The sequence below is a fragment of the Candidatus Thiodiazotropha sp. AKAK2 genome (genome assembly GCF_058244685.1).
Genome location: NZ_JBSYOP010000037.1, coordinates 1 through 19259, shown reverse-complemented (window position 1 = coordinate 19259; position 19259 = coordinate 1). Strand labels below are relative to the sequence as shown.

The window sequence follows — 19259 nt, the reverse complement described above, 5'->3', positions numbered from 1 at the left end:
AACTAACACACACAATGTATAGTGTTTGTCAATAGGTGAACAAAATGATTATTCAGATTCTTGAGCTTTTTTTGGCTTTGTCTTGTTGAAAATGTGAGCCGCATCAAGTTTGAGGCTTTGGTTGTATAAACTGGTGTATTAGCTAGCTGGTGAGACAGGCCCTAATATGAGTAAAGGCAGACTATAGTATTGAGACTGTCAGGGAGAGTTGATGAAGGATTGTATGATGAATTTGGTAATGGAATTTTAAGCGATGCTAACCAGGTCGAGTCGTCTGTTTCTTTTGATCTCCCTTTTCATATTAGTCACTGACAGTTTCTTTGTCTGGTTGAACTATATCTCATCACGGGATGCTATGTACGAAAGCCTGCAGGATGAGCTGTCCGAGGCTGGCAGTGCGTTTAATATTTCATTGGATAGCAATATGGATATGCTGCAACAGACCGCCCTGTTTGTTGCCAGTGATAAACGGGTGCAGGACTTGTTTCTTGCTGGCAAGCTGGCCGTTGAATCAGAAGGTGGTGGCGCAGGTGGCTCAGAGTCCGATCGGATTCGTCAACAGCTGTACGAACTGCTTGAGCCCGGTTGGAGCGAGATGAGAAAGCAGTTCAATTTGCGACAGTTGCATTTTCACCTGGCGCCTGGTGCGCGCTCTTTTTTAAGAGTGCATCAGCGGGAAAAGTATGGCGATCGTTTGGATGATATTCGTCATACGGTGGTGGACGCCAATCAATTGCAGCGTACGACAAGAGGTTTTGAAATCGGTCGACCCTATGCGGGTATACGCGGCGTGAGTCCTGTGTATGCTACTGTTGATGGCGTGCGAATTCATATAGGTGCCGTTGAAGCGGGTATGTCGTTTTCACAAATTCTGGATCTGCTGATACGTCATACGCACGTCAACTATGCGGTGTTAATCAAACAGCAGGAATTACAGAATCGTGTCTGGTCTGAATCCCTGAAGCAGCTTTATGCTGGACGTCCTCCGGTGTCCGGTTACTATATCGAAGCTAGTAGTGATGATAAAAAGTCAGCTCAATTGTTGTCTGATCGAGTGTTGCATCGAACCCTGTTCGATGAAAGTAAAATTTATATTCAGGATGGGGCTGAGCCATTGGCAATGATTGCATTGCCTTTTTATGACTACCAGGGTTGGAAGAATCCCGATAGAGAACATATTGGGCAACTCCTGATGTGGCGTGATGCATCCACTCTCATAGCAAATTTCAATAAAAGTTTTAGTAACAACATATTGTTTGCTGTAGCCGTATTTGTGTTACTTGAGCTGATTCTCTATCTCGGAATGCGTAGGGTGACTCAACAGCTTGAGAGTGAGGTGAAATTTCAGACGGGCCAGCTATCTGAAAGCAATACGAAACTGGCGCATCGAAATACGGCATTAATCCATTCTCTGCATGAATTGAAAGCAACTCAGAAGCAATTGATAGAATCTGAGAAAATGGCTTCGCTGGCAGGATTGGTTACTGGTGTGGCTCATGAGATTAATACTCCCGTCGGCACCAGTATAACGGCGGCTTCCCATCTTAAAGACAGAGTTGTGAAAATCCGACAACACTTCGAGCGGGATGAGATGACGCGAACCGATCTGGATGGTTTCTTCAATAGTTCGGAGAAGGCCTGCGAGATTCTGTTGTCAAATCTGCAAAGATCCGGTGACCTTGTAAAGAGTTTCAAGCAGGTTGCGGTCGATCAGAGTAGTTTGAAGCGTCGGCTATTCGATATGTGTGAATACCTTCAAGAAATCAAACAGAGTCTTCAGCCCAGACTCAAATATTCACGATATCAGCTAGAGATTGAATGCCTGTCACCAATTGAGCTCAATACCTGTCCAGGGGTGTTGTCTCAGGTCATCACCAATCTGGTTTTGAATTCCATAATCCATGGGTTTGGAGATGATCCCGATCAACCGGGATTGATGCGCATTGAGGTAACATCTGTAGGCGATTCCAATGTCAGGCTAGTCTACACGGATGATGGAGTCGGAATCGCGGAACACCATATCGATAGGATATTCGAGCCATTTTATACCACCAACAGGGAAGTCGGGGGCTCGGGATTGGGATTGCATTTGGTCTATAATTCAGTAACGACTCATTTGGGTGGCAGAATACAGCTTGAATCCAAGCCTCACGCCGGGGTGCGATTCACAATCGAGTTTCCCAGAGTTTTCAGCCATCATGAGGGCAAGGATGATCAGTAAGTCTCAAAATATTCTCTACGCTCAGGAGCGTGATGATTCAAAGCCACCCAAATCAGGCTGGCGGATTCTCATCGTAGACGATGAACCTGATGTACATGCTGTAACCGAGTTAGCTCTGGAGGATCTGGTCTTTGCCGAACAGGGTATCGAGTTTGGACATGCCTATACAGCAAATGAGGCAAGGGACTATCTGAAACGATATCCGGATACGGCTTTGATCTTACTCGATGTGGTTATGGAAAGTGACCAGGCCGGGTTGGAACTGGTCGATCTCATACGAAATGAACTCCACAATGACCTGGTGAGGATCATCTTACGTACCGGGCAACCGGGCCAGGCGCCGGAAAGAGAGGTGATTCTTCACTATGACATCAATGACTATCGGGAAAAGACTGATCTTACCTCACTGAAGCTCTTCTCATCGGTTGTATCTGCTCTGCGTAACTATCGTGACCTGATGGTTATCGAAAAGAACAAAATCGGTCTGGAGAAGATCATACGCTCTTCAGGTTCTTTATATAACATCGACTCGCTTGAAAACTTCATATGCGGTGTGCTGACACAGTTGGAAGCTCTGCTGAATTTAGGCGAACATACTTTTTACAGTCATGCTTTCGGAGTTTTGAAAGATGACAGTGACACAAGCATTGAACAGCAACGCATCATTGCTGGTACGGGGAACTACGCTTCGTCCACCAATCAGAGTCTCATAGACGTTGTTGATGAGCAGGTTATGGAGCGAATCAAAAAGGCCCTATCCGACAGTGGGAGTTTCTTCTATTCTGATGCCTGCCTGATCGAGTTGTGTAATGCCGAAGGGCGTGACGGGCTACTGTATATCGAAGGAAAACTTCCACAGCTCGATGATGTCGATCACAATCTGGTTGAGATATTTATCAGTAATGCAGCAATTGCACTGGGCAATTTGTTTTTAACTCAAGAGGTTGAACTGACCCAGAAGGAAGTGCTTTACACATTGGGTGAATTCGCAGAATGCCGCTCTCAAGAGGTCAGCCGGCATGTGGCCAGAGTGAGTAAACTGACAGGTCTGATGGGACAAAAACTGGGCTTTGACAGCGACGACTGCGAATTGCTGCAACTTGCCGCAGCGATGCATGATATCGGAAAAATTGCCATCCCCTCTGAGTTACTTGAGAAGCCCGGTCCGCTTTCCGATGAAGAGTGGCGAATCATGCATGATCATTGCCGATATGGACACTCGTTACTCAGCAGAGCAAAACGCCCGTTACTCAAACTGGCAGCTATCATTGCACATCAGCACCATGAACGGTGGGATGGCACAGGGTATCCTCAAGGCTTGAAGGGTGACGAGATACATCTGTATGGCCGTATTGTCGCCATTGCCGATGTGTTTGATGCATTGGGTAATGCTCGTGTCTACAAAGAGGCCTGGTCATTGGAGCGGATCGTTGACTATTTCAAGCTACAGCGCGGTCAGCAATTCGATCCGCAGCTCACAGATCTGCTGCTGGAAAATATAGAAGAGTTTGCATCTCTCAGGGAGATCTATAGCGATGAACGTTACCAGCGGCCGCAACTTGCCGATGGTGGCAATGGCCCCGGTTTGGATCTTTAAAGGGTTTTATCACCGGTGGTAGCTGGCTTCGCGTATCGGCATCCACCGGGATGACCATGTTACTGATCCTGAGCAAGGCATACTGAGGAGCCGGTTTAGCAAGATTACATGGTCAAGTTGTCTGCTTCGAAATCCAGGGTTGCAAACAGATCATCCAGGGTCTCTTCACGACGTATCAGCTCAACCGTGCCATCTTCGCGGAGCAGTAGCTCTTTCGGCCTGACTTTGCCGTTGTAGTTGAAACCCATTGCCTGCCCATGTGCGCCGGTGTCATGTATGCAGATGATGTCGCCGTCTTCAATCTTCGGCAGAGGGCGCTGGATTGCAAACTTATCATTGTTCTCGCACAGCGAGCCAACCACGTCCACGATCTCATCCTCACCATCCTTGTTGAGTACCGAGACATGATGGTAGGCGCCATACATACCAGGACGCATCAGGGCGGACATGCATGAATCGACACCGACATAGGTTCTGTAGATCTCTTTACGGTTGATCGCTGTGGTTACCAGTACCCCATGAGGACCGGTAATGTAACGACCGCTTTCCAGGTAGAGCTTAGGGGTATAACCATGGCTGTTTTTAAAGACCTTGAACAGCTCTGAAATTTCTCTGCCCATGCTGACGATATCCAGCGGCTTCTCTTCGGGTCTATAGGGTATGCCCAGACCGCCGCCGATATTGATGAAATCGAACTTGATGCCGAGTTCATTGGAAATCCAGTCAATTCGGTCGAGAAGCATGCGCGCGGTCTCAACCATGTAGGCGTGATTCAACTCATTCGAGGCCAGCATGGTGTGCAATCCAAATCGTTTTACACCGAGTGATTTAGCCTTGCGATAGGCATCGATCAACTGATCGTGGGCAACGCCGTATTTGGCCTCCAAAGGATTGCCGATGATACTGTTACCGGTTCTGCGTTCACCCGGGTTGTAGCGAAAACAGATCAACTCTGGAACCTCTGGCACCTTGTCGAGCAGGGAGATGTCATCAAGGTTGAGGATACAACTGCCATCCGCCTCGGCGACATTGAACTCGTTGCCACTGGTGTTATTGGAGGTGAACATGATCTCTTCACCCCGGGCACCGATCTGTCGACTCATCACCAGCTCAGCAATGGAGCTGCAATCGAAGCCAAAGCCGATATCCTGCATGAGTTTCAGGATGGTTGGGTTCGGTAAGGCTTTCACTGCGAAGTATTCACGAAAGAAATCGACGCCACTGAATGCCTTGATCAATTGTTGTCCGGTTTCACGGATCCCTTTTTCGTCATACAGATGAAATGGGGTGCCGTAGTGTTCGACAATTCTTTCAAGGTTCTGAGCAAGACGTTCAGAATAATCTTTTGATACTGGCACTTGTGTACCTCTTAATACTTCATAGTGCTTATGTTCGATGAGCTGGCCACGGATGGTGGTGAGTTATCCGCCATTCGTGGGCCAGGCCGTATTCAAGTTCAAAGTGACGCTTTAACCCTCTCCATGGCTTGCTGCACGTTTTCAAAGCTGTTGAAGGCGCTGATTCTGATATAGCCTTCACCGCATTTACCGAAACCGGCGCCAGGTGTGCATACCACACCGGCATTATTCAGCAGGGTGTCAAAGAAGTCCCAGGAATCCCCTTTGGCGTCAATCCAGATATAGGGAGAGTTTTCACCGCCAATGCAGTCATAACCCAGACTCTCAATTTGTTCGCGGATATACTTGGCGTTTTTCATGTAATAGGTAACCAGTTCGGCAACCTGCGCCTGGCCTTCAGCTGTATAGACAGCGGCGGCCGCCTTCTGCACCGGATAGGAGACACTGTTGAACTTGGTGGTATGTCTGCGATTCCACAGTTCATGGATGGAGACAGGCTCACCGGCTTCGGTGTAAGCCGTGCAGTCTTTGGGCACCACCGTGTACGCACAACGGGTACCGGTGAAACCGGCATTCTTTGAAAAACTGCGGAACTCGACAGCAACTTCCCGTGCTCCCTCGATTTCGAAGATGGAGCGGGGCAAATCCGGATCCTGTACAAAGGCTTCATAGGCGGCATCGAAGAGAATCAATGCCTTGTTCTGTTTCGCATAGTCGACCCACTGTTTGAGCTGCGCTTTGGTTGCTGTCGCTCCGGTGGGATTGTTGGGAAAGCAGAGGTAGATCAGATCCACAGGCTCAGTGGGAAGTTCTGGGATGAAGCCGTTGGCTTTGGTGCCATCCAGATAGGTCAGCCCGGTGTATCGACCGTTTTCAGCCGCACCTGTACGACCAGCCATGACATTGGTGTCCACATAGACCGGGTAGACCGGGTCGGGAATGGCAACCCTCACATCATCGGCAAAGATCTCCTGGAAATTACCTGAATCACATTTTGCCCCGTCACTGACAAAGACTTCGTCAGTTGCGATATTGCAGCCGCGGCTCTGATAATCGCCTTCAGCAATCGCCTTACGCAGAAAATCGTAGCCCTGCTCAGGGCCATAACCGTGAAAAGTGGCGTCTGTGGCCATTTCGTCCACGGCAGCATGAAATGCCTTGACGCAAGCTTCCGGCAGTGCACGGGTTACGTCACCTATACCCAAACGAATGATATCTTTATCCGGGTTGGCCTCCTGAAAGGACGAGACCCGTTTTGCGATGTCTGAGAACAGGTAGGAAGCCTGGAGTTTCTTATAGTTCTCATTGATTTTGATCATGCTGCACCTCAGGAAACCGAAAAACGGGCCATTATACAGGGATTGAGGCTGAGTAGGAGTGTTTCCAGCCAATCGTCGCTAGCCGGGTCGTGATCAGAGCGAGTGGTGGAGATTCTATCTAACATATTGAATTACATAGAGTATCAAGCGCTATTCTCGATTCTTTGTTGATTCAAAAGGTCAATAATCGAGGTGTTTTATCGCACCGGCATCCAGCTCAGCCGGCGAATCCCCTGTTCTGTTCAGATTGATCGGCCGCTGATCTCATCAGAAGAGCTGTGCATATTGATCCGCTTTGAAACCAAGGTGGAGCTGTTTTCCATCATCCAGCAATGGACGTTTGATGATCGATGGATGAGTCAGCATGATTTGAATCGCTTGTTTCTCGTCCAGATTTGCCTTTGCAGCTTCGTCCAACTGGCGCCAGGTGGTACTGCGCTTGTTGAGTAAATTCTCCCAGCCCAATTGACTGGTCCAGGCAGTGAGCATGGCTTCATCAACCCCCGCTTTTTTATAGTCGTGAAACTCATATGCCACGCCGTGGTCGTCAAGCCACCGACGGGCTTTTTTTATCGTGTCGCAATTGGGGATGCCGTACATTTTGACCATTTTTTTACCACTTGAGGATCTAATTGCCTCTATAGTGACTGTTAAGAAAACCGTCGGCAAGTTAACTAATGGTGATCTTATCAACCACATGCTGAGTCTGGTGCAGACAAGTTCTAAGCAACCGTCACTTTTATGCAGTATGGATGTATGTGATGATGTAACGAATTGTTTTTTAATAAATTCAATGTGTTAGGTATGAATTGTTCTCAAGTCTGCTACTTGCATCAATGGTGGCCCATTCTATAGTCAGCCAATAATCGGTTGTTCAGGCCACCAGTAAGCGACGTCTCAGCGGAAAGGTCTCGAAGCAGATTCCTATTTGAATTTGTTTATCCCTGATTTGCTACCGTCTGTTCCTTTTGTGCCCTTTTCAGGGTAAATCTCGTCGTGACTGGTGATACAATTCCCGCCACCAAAGTTGCAAGGGTTACCAAAAAGGATTTTCGATGTTTAAGTTTAATGAAGACGAAGGTTGGCAAGTGAATGCTGACCAGCACTTGATTACTCACCAGAACGGTTTCAAGGCTGAATACAAGGGTAACTGCATTTACGGAATCAAGCATTTTCCGATTGAGGCAACCATCCACGACATACGTAATATGGTCAGTAAGGCTGAAGAGTTTCTATCCCGCCTTTGATCAGCGTTATCGGGATGTGGACCAATGTTCCATAACTGAGCCGTCATATTGCCACTGTAGGCAGGGCTCATCCCTCAATCGTTAATCAATCACCCATCCAGTTGTGTGAGATGCTCTGATCGGTCTCTTTAGAATCAATTGGTTAGAGTTACCTGGCATCACCTTGTTCCGGGTAGGTGGTTGCTATGGGAAGCATCACTCGACGCCCCCGATTTTTCTGCCATTCACGCCTTGTGTATCGACTTCCCAGAGCCGTAATTCAAGGGCTTCTTGGCGATAGATGGGGAAACTCCCCAAGAAATTCTGTCTTCCACCAGTGGCCTGTGTCAGCCTTCTCTTCACTGTTGGTGAATGAGTAACGGTATACCAATACCCGAAGGTATTTTGGTGGGGTTTCCGGATAGGGATTGTGTGCCAGTAAGCTTGTCACACTGGGCGACCCTGCCTTGACTTGTCGCATGAACTGATCAAACCAATAGATCTGCACCGGATGCTGGGTCGGTACGAACCAGAGCATCCAGTCGAGTCGGGGTTGATGGGGCAGGTTGAATCGGAGTCGATCCGTTGTGTCATCCGGCTTGTAGTTGAATTGATAGCTGCGCCATGCCCGGCCATCGTTTGATCCCTGAATGATCAGTTCATGTCGCTCGGTCTGCATGGTCGGAAAAATATGATACAGGTGTCCAATCCCGAAATGCTGCACGGTTTCAGCTAAGGGTAGTGATTGTTTTATCACTGAATGATCCCAGAGTTTCGCCGAGAAGCTGATCAGGCTGGATGTGGGTATCGCAATAAAACATAAGATAATCATAAAGCTACGAATTGAGCCTACAGAGTTGTGGGTGCTTTTGATATTGGTAACCAGTCTGGCTGGCATGATTGACTTGATCAGTTTGTCATCCAAGAGAAACAGACAGAGTGCGATGGTCAGAAAGTTGATGAAGTTATGGTTGCTGGTGGCGATGATCAGCAACTGCATCAGGATGGTGATCCCTGCAGCGGCCATGCGGAATTTCCTCGGCAGGAAAATGAAGAATGGCACGATCAGTTCGCTGAACAGGGTCAGTCCCACCCCGGCTTTCAGCAACAGATCGGGCAACTGATGGGCATACCAGGCGCCGATATGGGGTAGTGGTTGGGTCTCAAAATAGGTGTTGAGGGCGGTGAAACCAGACCAGGAGGGATCATTGCTGAACAGTTTGAACAGCCCTGACATGAATCGCAGACGAAACAGCAGCCAGTCGAACAAAAATATCAGCAGCGGGTTGGCGCCGCCAACCAGGAATATGGCGAGAAACCCGGCTTCGAGTAGCAGCGTATCCCATTGAAAATTCATGAATACCTGTCCTGCATGATAGAGCGACAGATAGAGCAGGAATAACAGGATCAGAACGGATCGCTGCCAACGCCCGATCAGTAGCATCAATGAGAGCAGGACTCCCAGCAGAGCCGCACTCTGAAGCCGTCCGTCCTCTGTCCCAATCAACCAGAAGATTGATGGAAAGCGCAGCCAGGCCTGATCCCCAAGGTGTTGCTGAGCCAGGGTGAAATGGTTATCCAGCGGTAGGATGCCTTGACTCCCCACCAGGCCGGTAATCTGAGAAGCCAGTGAGGCGAAAGCGCTCAGGTAGATCAATGCAAGCAATCGCAGGAACAGCCAACTGATGATCTGATACCGGTCATCATGGTCAAGCAAAGGTTTGAGCCGGGCGATTATGGATTCCATCCGGATTGGCCTGTGATTACTGGATATGAAAAAGTTTACAGAAATTCAGCTGATTCCAGTAGGCCTCAGTGGGATTTTTAAACCGGGGCATGTAGTCACGAATCTAAAAATCAGGATGGATCGATGCTATGAAGTGGGTGGGTAGGGGTGAGGTGCCAATTGAGATGAAACTTGCACTGGACCAACGGATAAACCCGGCGCATGACCGAGTTCAGGGGAAGCATCAGATATGGCATCAGAAAGAGCTGACGTATTTTATGGCAAGCTATACTAGTCATCATGAATGCTTGGATGGCCAGGCAGTATCCGGTTGTAGATTCCGGCACTATCCCCCCGATCAGTAGGAGCTAGAAAGAGTAGATGCTTATTGAATTGACACCTCTGCAGGCGAGAATCATTGGTTGTCTGCTGGAAAAAGAGATTATCACTCCGGATCAATACCCCTTGTCACTCAGTTCATTGACCAATGCCTGCAATCAGAAAAGCAGCCGGGAGCCTGTACTCCAGCTCAGTGAGTCCGAGGTTCAGAACGGTCTTGATGAGTTGAAGAAGAAACATCTGGTCAGCGACCGCACGGGTTTTGGCAGCAGGGTGGCCAAATATCAGCATCGGTTTTGCAATGTGGGTTTTGGTTCTCTGGAGTTGAGCGGCCAGGAACGTGCGGTTGTCTGTGTTCTGCTCCTCAGGGGAGCGCAAACACCGGGCGAATTGCGTAGCCGTACAAACCGGCTTTGTGAATTTGAGGATGTACACCAGACGGAAGCAGTACTCGATCAATTGATGCAGAGGGAGGACGGGCCATTTGTAGTTCGACTGGGACGTGAACCCGGTAAAAGGGAGTCAAGATATGCCCATCTTTTCTGTGGGGAGGTCAGCGGTCTAGAGCGTCAGGAGCATGCTGAGGCAGCTGAGCTTACACAGACATCTGATGAGAATCGTTTGGTTCAACTTGAAAAAGAGGTCGAGTCTTTAAGGCATGAGCTGGATAGTATCAAGGCACGACTTGATCTGCTTACCGAACAGGAGTGAGTCCCGCTTTAACCAAAAAGCGTGGGTGTTGGCCTGTTCCCCGCAAGCCATTAATCGGGCAGGGGTCGACTTACCAGGGGATCTCCTCACCACGACGGAAAAATCCACCGCTGGGGCCATCATTCAAAAGTGTGGCAGCCCACACGATACCCTTGACCCCCTCTTCCACAGATAGACTGGCCTCATCACCCCCCATTCGGGTCCTTACCCAGCCTGGGCAGACTGAGTTGATCTTAATCCGGGTCTGTTTGAGTTCATCGGCAAGAATCCGGGTGACCGCATTGAGTGCGGTCTTGGAGAGTCGGTAGGCCGGGCAACAACCATTCATATCACTTAATTGCCCCATCCCCGATGAGACATTGACGATTCTGCCTTCACCGTGCATAAGTGGGATCAGGGCCTGGCAGAGGCGAAGGGGAGCAAGGGTGTTGACCATGAATCCCTGTCGTACCAATTCCGGATCAGCATTGAGTATGCTGCTTCGGTCGTCAGACGGAGGTGGATCGGGAAAGATTCCGGCATTGTTGACCAGTACATCGATATCTTTAAATTTTTCAGACAGATAAGATGCTAATGCTGTTATCGACCCACTGTTGCTCACATCGAGCGGGAAAAACTCCACATTCAGCCCCTCATCAAGTAGTTGTTCGGTGGCTGCCAGGCCCTGTGCCTCATCTCTGGCAGTAAGCACCACATGTCGATCCAGTTGAGCCAGTTGTCGACTGGTTTCAAAACCTAACCCGCGATTTGCCCCTGTAACGACAGCAACTGATTGATTTGGCATGAATTATCCTCTGAGTTTTCGAGTTTTGCCGGATCGGTTTCCGGTAACAGGCTAGCGGACGAATCCCCATCAGACCCGGATTATGACCGTATCGGGAACACACCCGTAGATTATATGGTCAACTCAATGGAGAGTAACAGATCGATCAACCTTCATGACAAACACGCCAGCTTCATTCCTGTGGAATCCAATGGTTTTGCCCATACCAGCTGTTGATCAATCAGGTTAAGGACCACTGAACAAGTCATTAACCGACATCTTGTCGCCAAAATGCGCCGCTTCTGCGTTGCAGATCTTCGCAATAGCGGGCTATATCGTGCGATCTGCGCCTTGGTTCGGCAACTTTTGATCGACAATCTGTTCGGCTCAGACTTATTCAGAGGTTCCTTAAGATTTGCTTATAAGATTCATCGGCGAGAAGATTGCCGATATTACATATTTGTGAAGGAAATAAGGCAAGAAATAGCCTATTCTTCATACATTGGTCTCAGGGATGAGGAACAAGCCAGCTGACAGATTATGGGTTTGTGGCGAAGCTTTTTTTATTGCCCGAAAGCCATAATCTATGTGACAAATTGAAGCAGATAAGGTCAAATCTCGCGTATAGCCGATGTCGGGTTGTTAATATGCAGAGCTCAAAAACGATTGCCAATGGAACCATCCAGAAAATAGATGGAAAAGCCTCTATTTATTACGATGGTTATTGGATTAAGTACTACAAGCCCATGGAAGATAGCTTGGAAACCAAGAAGTATCTAATCGATGCATTGACTCGGCGTCTGTTCAATCATGTGGAGCATGGCATCAATATTCCTGGAGACCGCCTGGACGAGGCCCGTGAAGCCTATACGGATGAGCAGGATGAAGATCTGAAACGGGTAAAAGGAGCCATGTTAGCCGGCGCGCTGTTTAACCGGGGCACACAAATATTCCGTGAACTGGTGAAGCAGGATGATGAAAGCATAAAGAGAGGTAAGGGAAGAGAGATGCTTCATGAGTGTGGCCAGTATCTGCTGGAGGCCCTGGAGCTTGGCAAGCTGGTAAAGCACCGCAGCGGCGATGAAGGTATCGATGAACTTTGGGGTGAGCCTTTTCGGGCATTCACTGTACCGATTGAGTCGTTTTACGAAACTCGATACATAAAAATCGCCCAGACGATGTATGACATCGATCGCATCTCCTTAGCGATGACCGAGGCTTTCAGCGGAAGCACATTTTTTCGAAACACGGAACATCTGATCAAACAACTAGGTGACACCGCCAAGCTCAAATGTGAGACCCTGCGTACCGATCCGGTCATATTCAACGTTTGGCCGAAATTTGCGGTTGCTGGCGAAAAACTGCTTGCCCTGGCCCCCAGTGAAAAGACCAACAACTCCTGTCTGGCCTGCTGGGAGGTGGATGAGGGGCAACGCCTGATAAAGGATGGTACTGATCTGATTACCCATATGGCACGGGCAAGAGTATCGATGCCGAAGAGTACCACTGCCTATCTGGAACGTTGCAAAGCCTATCTGGTGTGCCGCAAACCAGGAATTCAAACTTCAGCTGTTGAACTGAAATCCCTGTAACAGACCACTTGGTAATAACCCAGAAGATAATTATTATTTATGGAAGAATTTAATTAGATTATGGGTCAGGGGTGTTGATCGGCCGTTCTTGCTTTACTCTCATTTCACCTGTCGAGTCAGTCTGCTGGCCTGAGGGCCGGTGAGAGCTTTTTAACCAAGAAATTATCTCGGTTATTCGCCATTGGCCACCTTTACTAAGGCGGGGAGATGTCTGACAGGTATCAGAGGCGAGTGAATATTCAAAGTGACTGTATATCTGTGACTGTCTAATATACGATCTCCAATAGAACCCGCAAATCACTAATATAGGTCATGTTTGAATCCTACTACGAGCTGAACGACAACCCCTTTCGTCTGAGTGCAGACGAAAGCTTTCGTTTTGCTCACAAGAACTACCTTAAAGCCTGGTCCTATCTGAGCTATGCCTTGGAGCAGGGGGAAGGCTTTGTGATGATTACGGGGCAACCCGGATGCGGGAAGACCACGCTGATTCGGGATATCCTGGCTCAACTCGATAAAGAGAAGACCCTGGCAATCAACCTGGTAACCAACCAGCTGCAGGCTGAAGAGCTGTTACGCAAGGTTGCCTTGGAATACGGATTACCCGCTGAAAGTTACAATAAGGCCACGTTGCTCACCCACATTCAGGATTTTGTGGAAAAGGAGTATCAGAAAGGCCGGCGTGCAATCATCGTCATCGATGAAGCTCAGAATCTCACCTTGAATGGTCTTGAGGAGCTTCGGCTCCTATCCAATCTGCAGTCAGGCAGTCACCCTCTGTTTCAGATTTTTCTGGTTGGACAGGATGAACTGAGAGGGGTCGTACTCAGTCCGCAGATGGAGCATGTCAGGCAACGATTGATCGCCACCTGCCAGATCGAGCCCATGTCTGTCTCTCAAACAGAGGGGTATATCGAGCATCGACTGGGCATCGTGGGATGGCACGGAGACCCGGAACTCGAAAGTACGATCTTTCCACTGATCCACTATATAACCAAAGGCATCCCCAGAAAGGTCAATCATGTCGCCAGTCGGTTACTACTCTATGGTGCGCTGGAAGAGAAGCATAAGTTCACCGATGAGGATATCTGGATCGTAGCCGAAGAGCTGTTTGGTGAAGAACGGTTGGCACTCAAGTCAGGTGAGACCTTCGAAGAGTTCAAGGCCGCCTATTCGGTTGAGTATGAAGAGCATATATCTGATCTGGATGGTAGTGTTTCCGAACAAACCCTGGATCAATCCTCCGAAGAGGAGAGCATTCATGCTGAAAGCAACGAAGGGATTTCGTTAAGTATTGAGAATGACACCTTTGAGCCCGACCTTGATCAGCCGATGTTGGTGGAAGAGGATGCCGGTCTATCTGCCGAACAGCAAGGTGAAACGGCTGAGCCAACTGGCTATAAAGAGGAAGATACGGGTCAGCTGCCCCCTCAGTCTGAAATATTTATTGATTCAGATGAGGTCAGGACATTAACCGAGAAGATTGTCGATGAGAACCGCTCGGTTGCGGATGATCTTGCAATCGAAGCGCAGTCTGACGGTACGCCAGCGGAAAGCGACTTGGACGATACCGTCAGGCGCGCGAAAACAGATGATGAGAGTACTGAGGCCGTTGCTCTGAATCCGGAAGAGATCCTCAATACGCCTACGATGAAGGCCGAGCGGTATCGGCATGAAATCGAAGCGTCCGGCGGTTTTATCGTTACTGATGACAATGCGGACAAAGAAGAGCTGGTTTCCGGAGGATTACTAAAGTCGATTCGTAATGTTGCATTGATCGTATTGGTTGGATTTCCATTGATTGCCTACATCGTATGGACACCGGAACAGATCAATGGCTTTTTGAGCGAAGCAAACCACACAATTCAATCTTTTCTGACACCCAAGTCTCAACCCTATAAAAACAGAACTGAACCCAAGACCAACGAGAGCATTGCCACAGCTGTGGGTAATCGCCCTGACTCAGTAGAGCAGACGCAAGCAGATCAACCACCGAGCGCTGCATCAGATACTCCGGACACTTCAGCTGTTAATGTGGAGCCTGTGACAGAGACAAGTGATGATACAGCGACCTCTGAAACCAAAGAGGCCGGTGAGGACTATATTGCCACCCAGACCAGGTATCAGCAGATAGAGGTCCCGGATAAACAACCACCACCGATCCCAAGCCGTGTATCAGAAAGAAAATTTCAAATTTTCTTCGAAGACAACAATGCGGAGATACCAACTGAATTTGAAGAGATGCTGAATGATCTCTATATCGTCCTGTCACTGAACAGCCAGGCGAATCTGAAGATTCGTGGATACACCGACCCCAGCGATGATCCATTGCAAAATATGCGGCTCTCACTGGAGAGGGCACAGAAAGTATCACTCTATTTCATCGACCGGGGGATAGATCAGACGAGAATCAAAATCGAGGGCCACAGTCCAACCATCTACGAGGCAAACCGAGCCAAAGAGGTGCTTGAGAAACACCTTAGCAGCAGGCGAGTGGAATTACTTCTGCAGGAAGGGTTGTACTAGGGCCTATTGGATTAGTGTTAACAGGCCCTAAGAACCCATTGCTCACTTCTCGATTCCGGCGAATACCGTATCCATCCTATTTCCACAATGGGAATACTAGCCACACATCAGAGCGAGAGCAAAGCTAATCAGGAGATCCTAACTGCTTCAGGTAGACCATCAAATCTGTTTGTAAAATTCCAACCTTGGACACTGCTGTTCCCTTAACTTTGATCGATATGATACTAACGGGTCAATTACAGTTGGTTTCTCCAGCCTATCGGGATTTGTGACATGAAAAAGAGATAACCAAGCAGAAGATGAAGGTTAGAAAAAGCACCAATGATGATTGTGGTAAACAGATAAAGAGAGTAGCTCCCCTCTCCCCTTGCATGAGAGGAGCCGGGGGAGAGGGGGAGTATTAATCAACACCCTAATATGTCTAAATGACAATGCCACTACGATGTGGCTTAAACCACAACATTGGGAATCACCCCTTGCTGCTCCAGTGCGGCCAGCAATGAGTCGACACACTCGTCAACCTCCCGGTTTTCCGTATCCACAACAATTTCAGGATTCTCAGGCTCATCGTAAGGAGAACTGATCCCGGTAAAGTTCTTTATTATTCCGTCGCGAGCCTTTTTGTAGAGCCCTTTTACATCTCTGGACTCGCAGGTTTCAATCGAGGCCCTAATATAGACCTCAATGAAATCACCCTCGGCGAAAAGTTCGCGGGCCTTGTTCCTGTCTTCACGTATGGGTGAAATGAACGCAGTCAATGCGATCACGCCCGCATCCACGAACAGTTTGGACATTTCGCCAATTCGTCGAATATTTTCAGTTCGGTCGTCAATGCTAAAACCAAGGTCGTTGCAAAGGCCGTGCCTGACATTGTCTCCATCAAAAACATAAGTTCTACACCCTCTCTGGTGGAGGCGTTCTTCGAGTGCGTGGGCAAGTGTGGATTTACCGGAGCCGGAGAGACCAGTAAACCAGAGGAGTTTGGCTCGGTGTAAGTTCATCTTCTCCCGTCGATCGCGGGTTACAGTGGCTTGGTGCCAAACAATGTTATCGTCCATGTATGTGTACCTGATAGTTTTCTATGCAATTAGCTGAATGCTTAGTAGACATTGCCACTTCTAAGCGAGAAGGGTGTTCTCGCCAAGATTGAAATATCTAACCAAAGAGACCAGTTGTTAATGTACTCTAAATCGTACTTGACCCGTTTTTCCATCTGCTCTAACTCTTTGGTTTCCCCACGATAACCACGAATCTGAGCGAGCCCTGTAATGCCAGGTTTAATCCGATGACGGGCAAGATAGGCTTCAATCTGTTTTGAGTATTCAACATTGTGTTGCAGTGCATGGGGACGTGGTCCTACAAGTGACATCTGGCCTGTTAAAACATTAAATAATTGAGGCAATTCATCGATACTGGTACGCCGTATAAATCGGCCGATCCGGGTAATGCGTGGGTCCTCTCTGGTTGCCTGTTTTACTTCTCCATTTTCTTCTGTATGCAGTTTCATGCTACGGAATTTCCAGATCCTGAAGGTTTTACCATCCCAGCCGGTTCGCTCTTGTCTGAAAAAAACCGGTCCTGAAGATTCGGTTTTAATTAGGATCCCAGTAACGAGCATGATGGGGCTTACCATGATTAGTATGAGTAGAGACAATATCCGATCTTCGACGGTTTTTATCAGCAGGTGTGTGCCGATCAAGGGTGTCTCAGAGAGAGTCAAAATTGGTATCCCTGCCAACTCTTTCACACTATGATTGATCAGATTTAGGGCGAAGATATTAGGTGCCCAATGAATGTTTACGTTTTCATTCAGTAAATCAAAGTAGATCTGCTGAATCATTGGTGAGCTATCAAGTGAGACAGCTATGTAAATGGTTTGAATCTGATGGCACTTTATCAATGTTTTGATATCTTCCAACTTGCCAAGTACTTGTAAATCAGCTTTAGCATAGGATTCAGTTGTCTCCTCGCAGTCGGAGGTCAATACAGCACCAATGATTTCCTCCGGCATCCAAGGATTGTTATTGATCCTGTGATGCAAGTGTTTGGCTAATGCACCATTACCAATAACCAGAGCGTTTGTATTGGCCTCGTGCGTAATCATATGACGCTGTAGCAGGCGAAAGCCGAAATGGAGAATTACTTGAGCAAAGTACCCGAAGAGAAACAGCAGTCCAATGACAGTTCGTGAATAAGTATCAGAATGTTTGGTAGCAAAGGCAAGCAGGAGAAGAAAGGCGAAAGCGGTACTCCAAGCCTTGAATAGTTTGAAGGCTTTCTTTGTCATGGTTCCATGGTGACGATAGATATTCATCCGGTCATAAATGACAGACATGCTGCCCAACAGAGCCATGGCTAATATTACATAGTGAGTGGTCAGCTCCCCGTGCAGGAAGAACAGGAGAGCGAGTAGAACAACAACAACAGAAAGGCCATCAAGCAGTGCCTGAAAAGATGTTGTCAGACTGTTACGGCGTTGTAATAAAGACCGATCTGTTTGCTTGACATCGAGCAAATCCATTTCCTCCTGAGCTTCTGAATCCATGTAGAATGTCTAGCCTGAAATTATGATCCAAATTGTATAAAAATAACAAGCGAGATTTGCAAGTTTGAGTATAAAAACCAGTTTGTACGGTAGTTGTGTGAACTTTCAAGAGTTTGTGATGCAGTACTGATTGATGCATCTGGAACAATCAGATTGAGTCGTGCTTACTGATACAGATGATTTAGTTGTATCTGTATAGGGATTGATTGTATTATCCACAGATAAGTATCTCGTCATTATCATTAAAACAGAGTTTAATAAATAGTTGATACGGTTACCAGAATCTTTAAAGAAAATGAATCTTGAGGATTCAGAATGTATCTGGTTAGTATATGACATAGAGGTTGTTCGATAATAAAATTTAAGCAGCGCTTAAATTGCTTGGCATAAATATGAGTTACAGATACTTATTTATTCAGTGCTTCAGGACCTGTATTTCAAGGTATGGTTTCACTTCATATATTAGGAATGTGATTTTGTATGGCTTTACAAAACACATGGTGTAGGAGTTGTTTTGCTAAACGATGTCGAAATAATTTCACTAACTGGTACAGACTCAAGCTTAATCGTTATTGAAAGGTATTTAATAAAATACTATCTTCTATAAAAACAATGAGATACTTTAAAGCGATTGAGCTCAGGCATTGAAATAGACTGGAAGTCTGGTGATCACGGATTTCTAATGTAAAAATTGTGATCAACCTCTCTGTTGAATCGGTTAGACTATGCCGATTAGAGAGTATGATAATAGCCTCAGTAGAATGGAATGTACTAGCTTTAAACACAGTGACATAATGTTATCTAAAGGGATATTAAAATCAGTATTAAGCCTGATTTGTCTGGTTGAGTTGGCAATTGATTCGACAGCTATGGGCCACAATATTGAACATTTTCTAGAATAAAGACATGCTTTCAATTACGTAAAACATTGAATTGTTAGATTGCTCTCAATTTTACACCGATACAGGCGATTGTGAACTGACTTGTTCTGGATTTGTCAGAACGACAATTTGTAATAGAGAGTTAACTTCTGTAGTAGATCTGCTGGGTGTTTCAGCATCTACTGATTATGATCTCGACTTGTGTCAATTTTATTCATTCGATAATCATGCAACTCTTTATCTCAGTGATTGGCCCTGCTGCAGGGTATTGCTTATATCAAGTTTAATAGAAATGAGATTATTGCAACCTAGTTAAAGACTGATTTATCTTGTATGGTTGAATTTGAGTACTGATAGCCGATCCCTGCCTCTAAATGGAGAGTTGATAAAATGAAGCCCGTAACTTGTAGCAGCAAGTTACCGGTTCAGTAGCCCGATGATGCACAGGTCTATAA

At 47.2% G+C, this 19259-nt stretch carries 13 protein-coding genes; 6 read left to right on the top strand and 7 right to left on the bottom strand.

Annotated elements, in window-relative coordinates; genetic code table 11:
- The first annotated feature begins 253 nt into the window (after nucleotides 1-253).
- Nucleotides 254-2221, top strand: a complete 1968-nt coding sequence (locus AC4IE8_RS19530) for an ATP-binding protein (protein WP_490791787.1) — start codon at nucleotides 254-256, stop codon at nucleotides 2219-2221.
- Nucleotides 2211-3818 carry a DUF3369 domain-containing protein gene (locus AC4IE8_RS19525; RefSeq protein WP_490791786.1) on the top strand — a complete coding sequence of 536 codons (1608 nt, stop codon included), beginning with the start codon at nucleotides 2211-2213 and terminating at the stop codon, nucleotides 3816-3818. Before AC4IE8_RS19530 ends, AC4IE8_RS19525 begins: the two co-directional genes overlap by 11 nt.
- A gap of 104 nt (nucleotides 3819-3922) precedes the next feature.
- Here the strand turns inward: AC4IE8_RS19525 and AC4IE8_RS19520 are convergent, their stop codons facing one another.
- The 3 genes from AC4IE8_RS19520 to AC4IE8_RS19510 form a co-directional block, all read right to left on the bottom strand.
- Entirely contained in the window at nucleotides 3923-5176 is a 1254-nt protein-coding gene (locus tag AC4IE8_RS19520) for a diaminopimelate decarboxylase (protein ID WP_068995675.1), read from the bottom strand.
- A gap of 98 nt (nucleotides 5177-5274) precedes the next feature.
- Entirely contained in the window at nucleotides 5275-6495 is a 1221-nt protein-coding gene (locus tag AC4IE8_RS19515) for an LL-diaminopimelate aminotransferase (RefSeq protein ID WP_068995676.1), read from the bottom strand.
- A 267-nt stretch (nucleotides 6496-6762) separates the two neighbouring features.
- Complete coding sequence (locus tag AC4IE8_RS19510) at nucleotides 6763-7104, bottom strand: ArsC family reductase (RefSeq protein WP_068995677.1); 342 nt, start codon at nucleotides 7102-7104, stop codon at nucleotides 6763-6765.
- 446 nt (nucleotides 7105-7550) lie between these two features.
- Between AC4IE8_RS19510 and AC4IE8_RS19505 the strand changes: the two genes are divergently transcribed.
- The gene (locus AC4IE8_RS19505; protein ID WP_068995678.1) at nucleotides 7551-7742 is read left to right on the top strand and encodes a hypothetical protein; all 192 of its coding nucleotides are present in this window, start codon (nucleotides 7551-7553) and stop codon (nucleotides 7740-7742) included.
- Nucleotides 7743-8001: 259 nt separating this feature from the next.
- Here AC4IE8_RS19505 and AC4IE8_RS19500 read toward each other — a convergent pair whose 3' ends face one another.
- The gene (locus AC4IE8_RS19500; protein ID WP_068995679.1) at nucleotides 8002-9468 is read right to left on the bottom strand and encodes a lipase maturation factor family protein; all 1467 of its coding nucleotides are present in this window, start codon (nucleotides 9466-9468) and stop codon (nucleotides 8002-8004) included.
- A gap of 360 nt (nucleotides 9469-9828) precedes the next feature.
- Here AC4IE8_RS19500 and AC4IE8_RS19495 point away from each other — a divergent pair, with 360 nt between their 5' ends.
- A complete protein-coding gene (locus tag AC4IE8_RS19495) occupies nucleotides 9829-10497 on the top strand; it encodes a YceH family protein (RefSeq protein WP_068995681.1) in 669 nt (222 codons plus the stop codon).
- A gap of 70 nt (nucleotides 10498-10567) precedes the next feature.
- On the opposite strand, the gene AC4IE8_RS19490 is transcribed toward AC4IE8_RS19495, so the two are convergent.
- Entirely contained in the window at nucleotides 10568-11281 is a 714-nt protein-coding gene (locus tag AC4IE8_RS19490; RefSeq protein WP_068995682.1) for an SDR family oxidoreductase, read from the bottom strand.
- Between the two features lie 626 nt (nucleotides 11282-11907).
- On the opposite strand from AC4IE8_RS19490, the gene AC4IE8_RS19485 reads away from it, so the two are divergent.
- Both AC4IE8_RS19485 and AC4IE8_RS19480 read left to right on the top strand, forming a co-directional pair.
- On the top strand, nucleotides 11908-12852 hold the full coding sequence (locus tag AC4IE8_RS19485; protein ID WP_068995683.1) for a hypothetical protein: 945 nt from the start codon (nucleotides 11908-11910) through the stop codon (nucleotides 12850-12852).
- 312 nt (nucleotides 12853-13164) lie between these two features.
- Complete coding sequence (locus AC4IE8_RS19480; RefSeq protein ID WP_068995684.1) at nucleotides 13165-15378, top strand: AAA family ATPase; 2214 nt, start codon at nucleotides 13165-13167, stop codon at nucleotides 15376-15378.
- A 449-nt stretch (nucleotides 15379-15827) separates the two neighbouring features.
- Here AC4IE8_RS19480 and cysC read toward each other — a convergent pair whose 3' ends face one another.
- Complete coding sequence (cysC, locus tag AC4IE8_RS19475; protein ID WP_068995685.1) at nucleotides 15828-16436, bottom strand: adenylyl-sulfate kinase; 609 nt, start codon at nucleotides 16434-16436, stop codon at nucleotides 15828-15830.
- Between the two features lie 41 nt (nucleotides 16437-16477).
- Nucleotides 16478-17923 carry an undecaprenyl-phosphate glucose phosphotransferase gene (locus AC4IE8_RS19470; protein WP_490791785.1) on the bottom strand — a complete coding sequence of 482 codons (1446 nt, stop codon included), beginning with the start codon at nucleotides 17921-17923 and terminating at the stop codon, nucleotides 16478-16480.
- Nucleotides 17924-19259: the final 1336 nt, after the last annotated feature.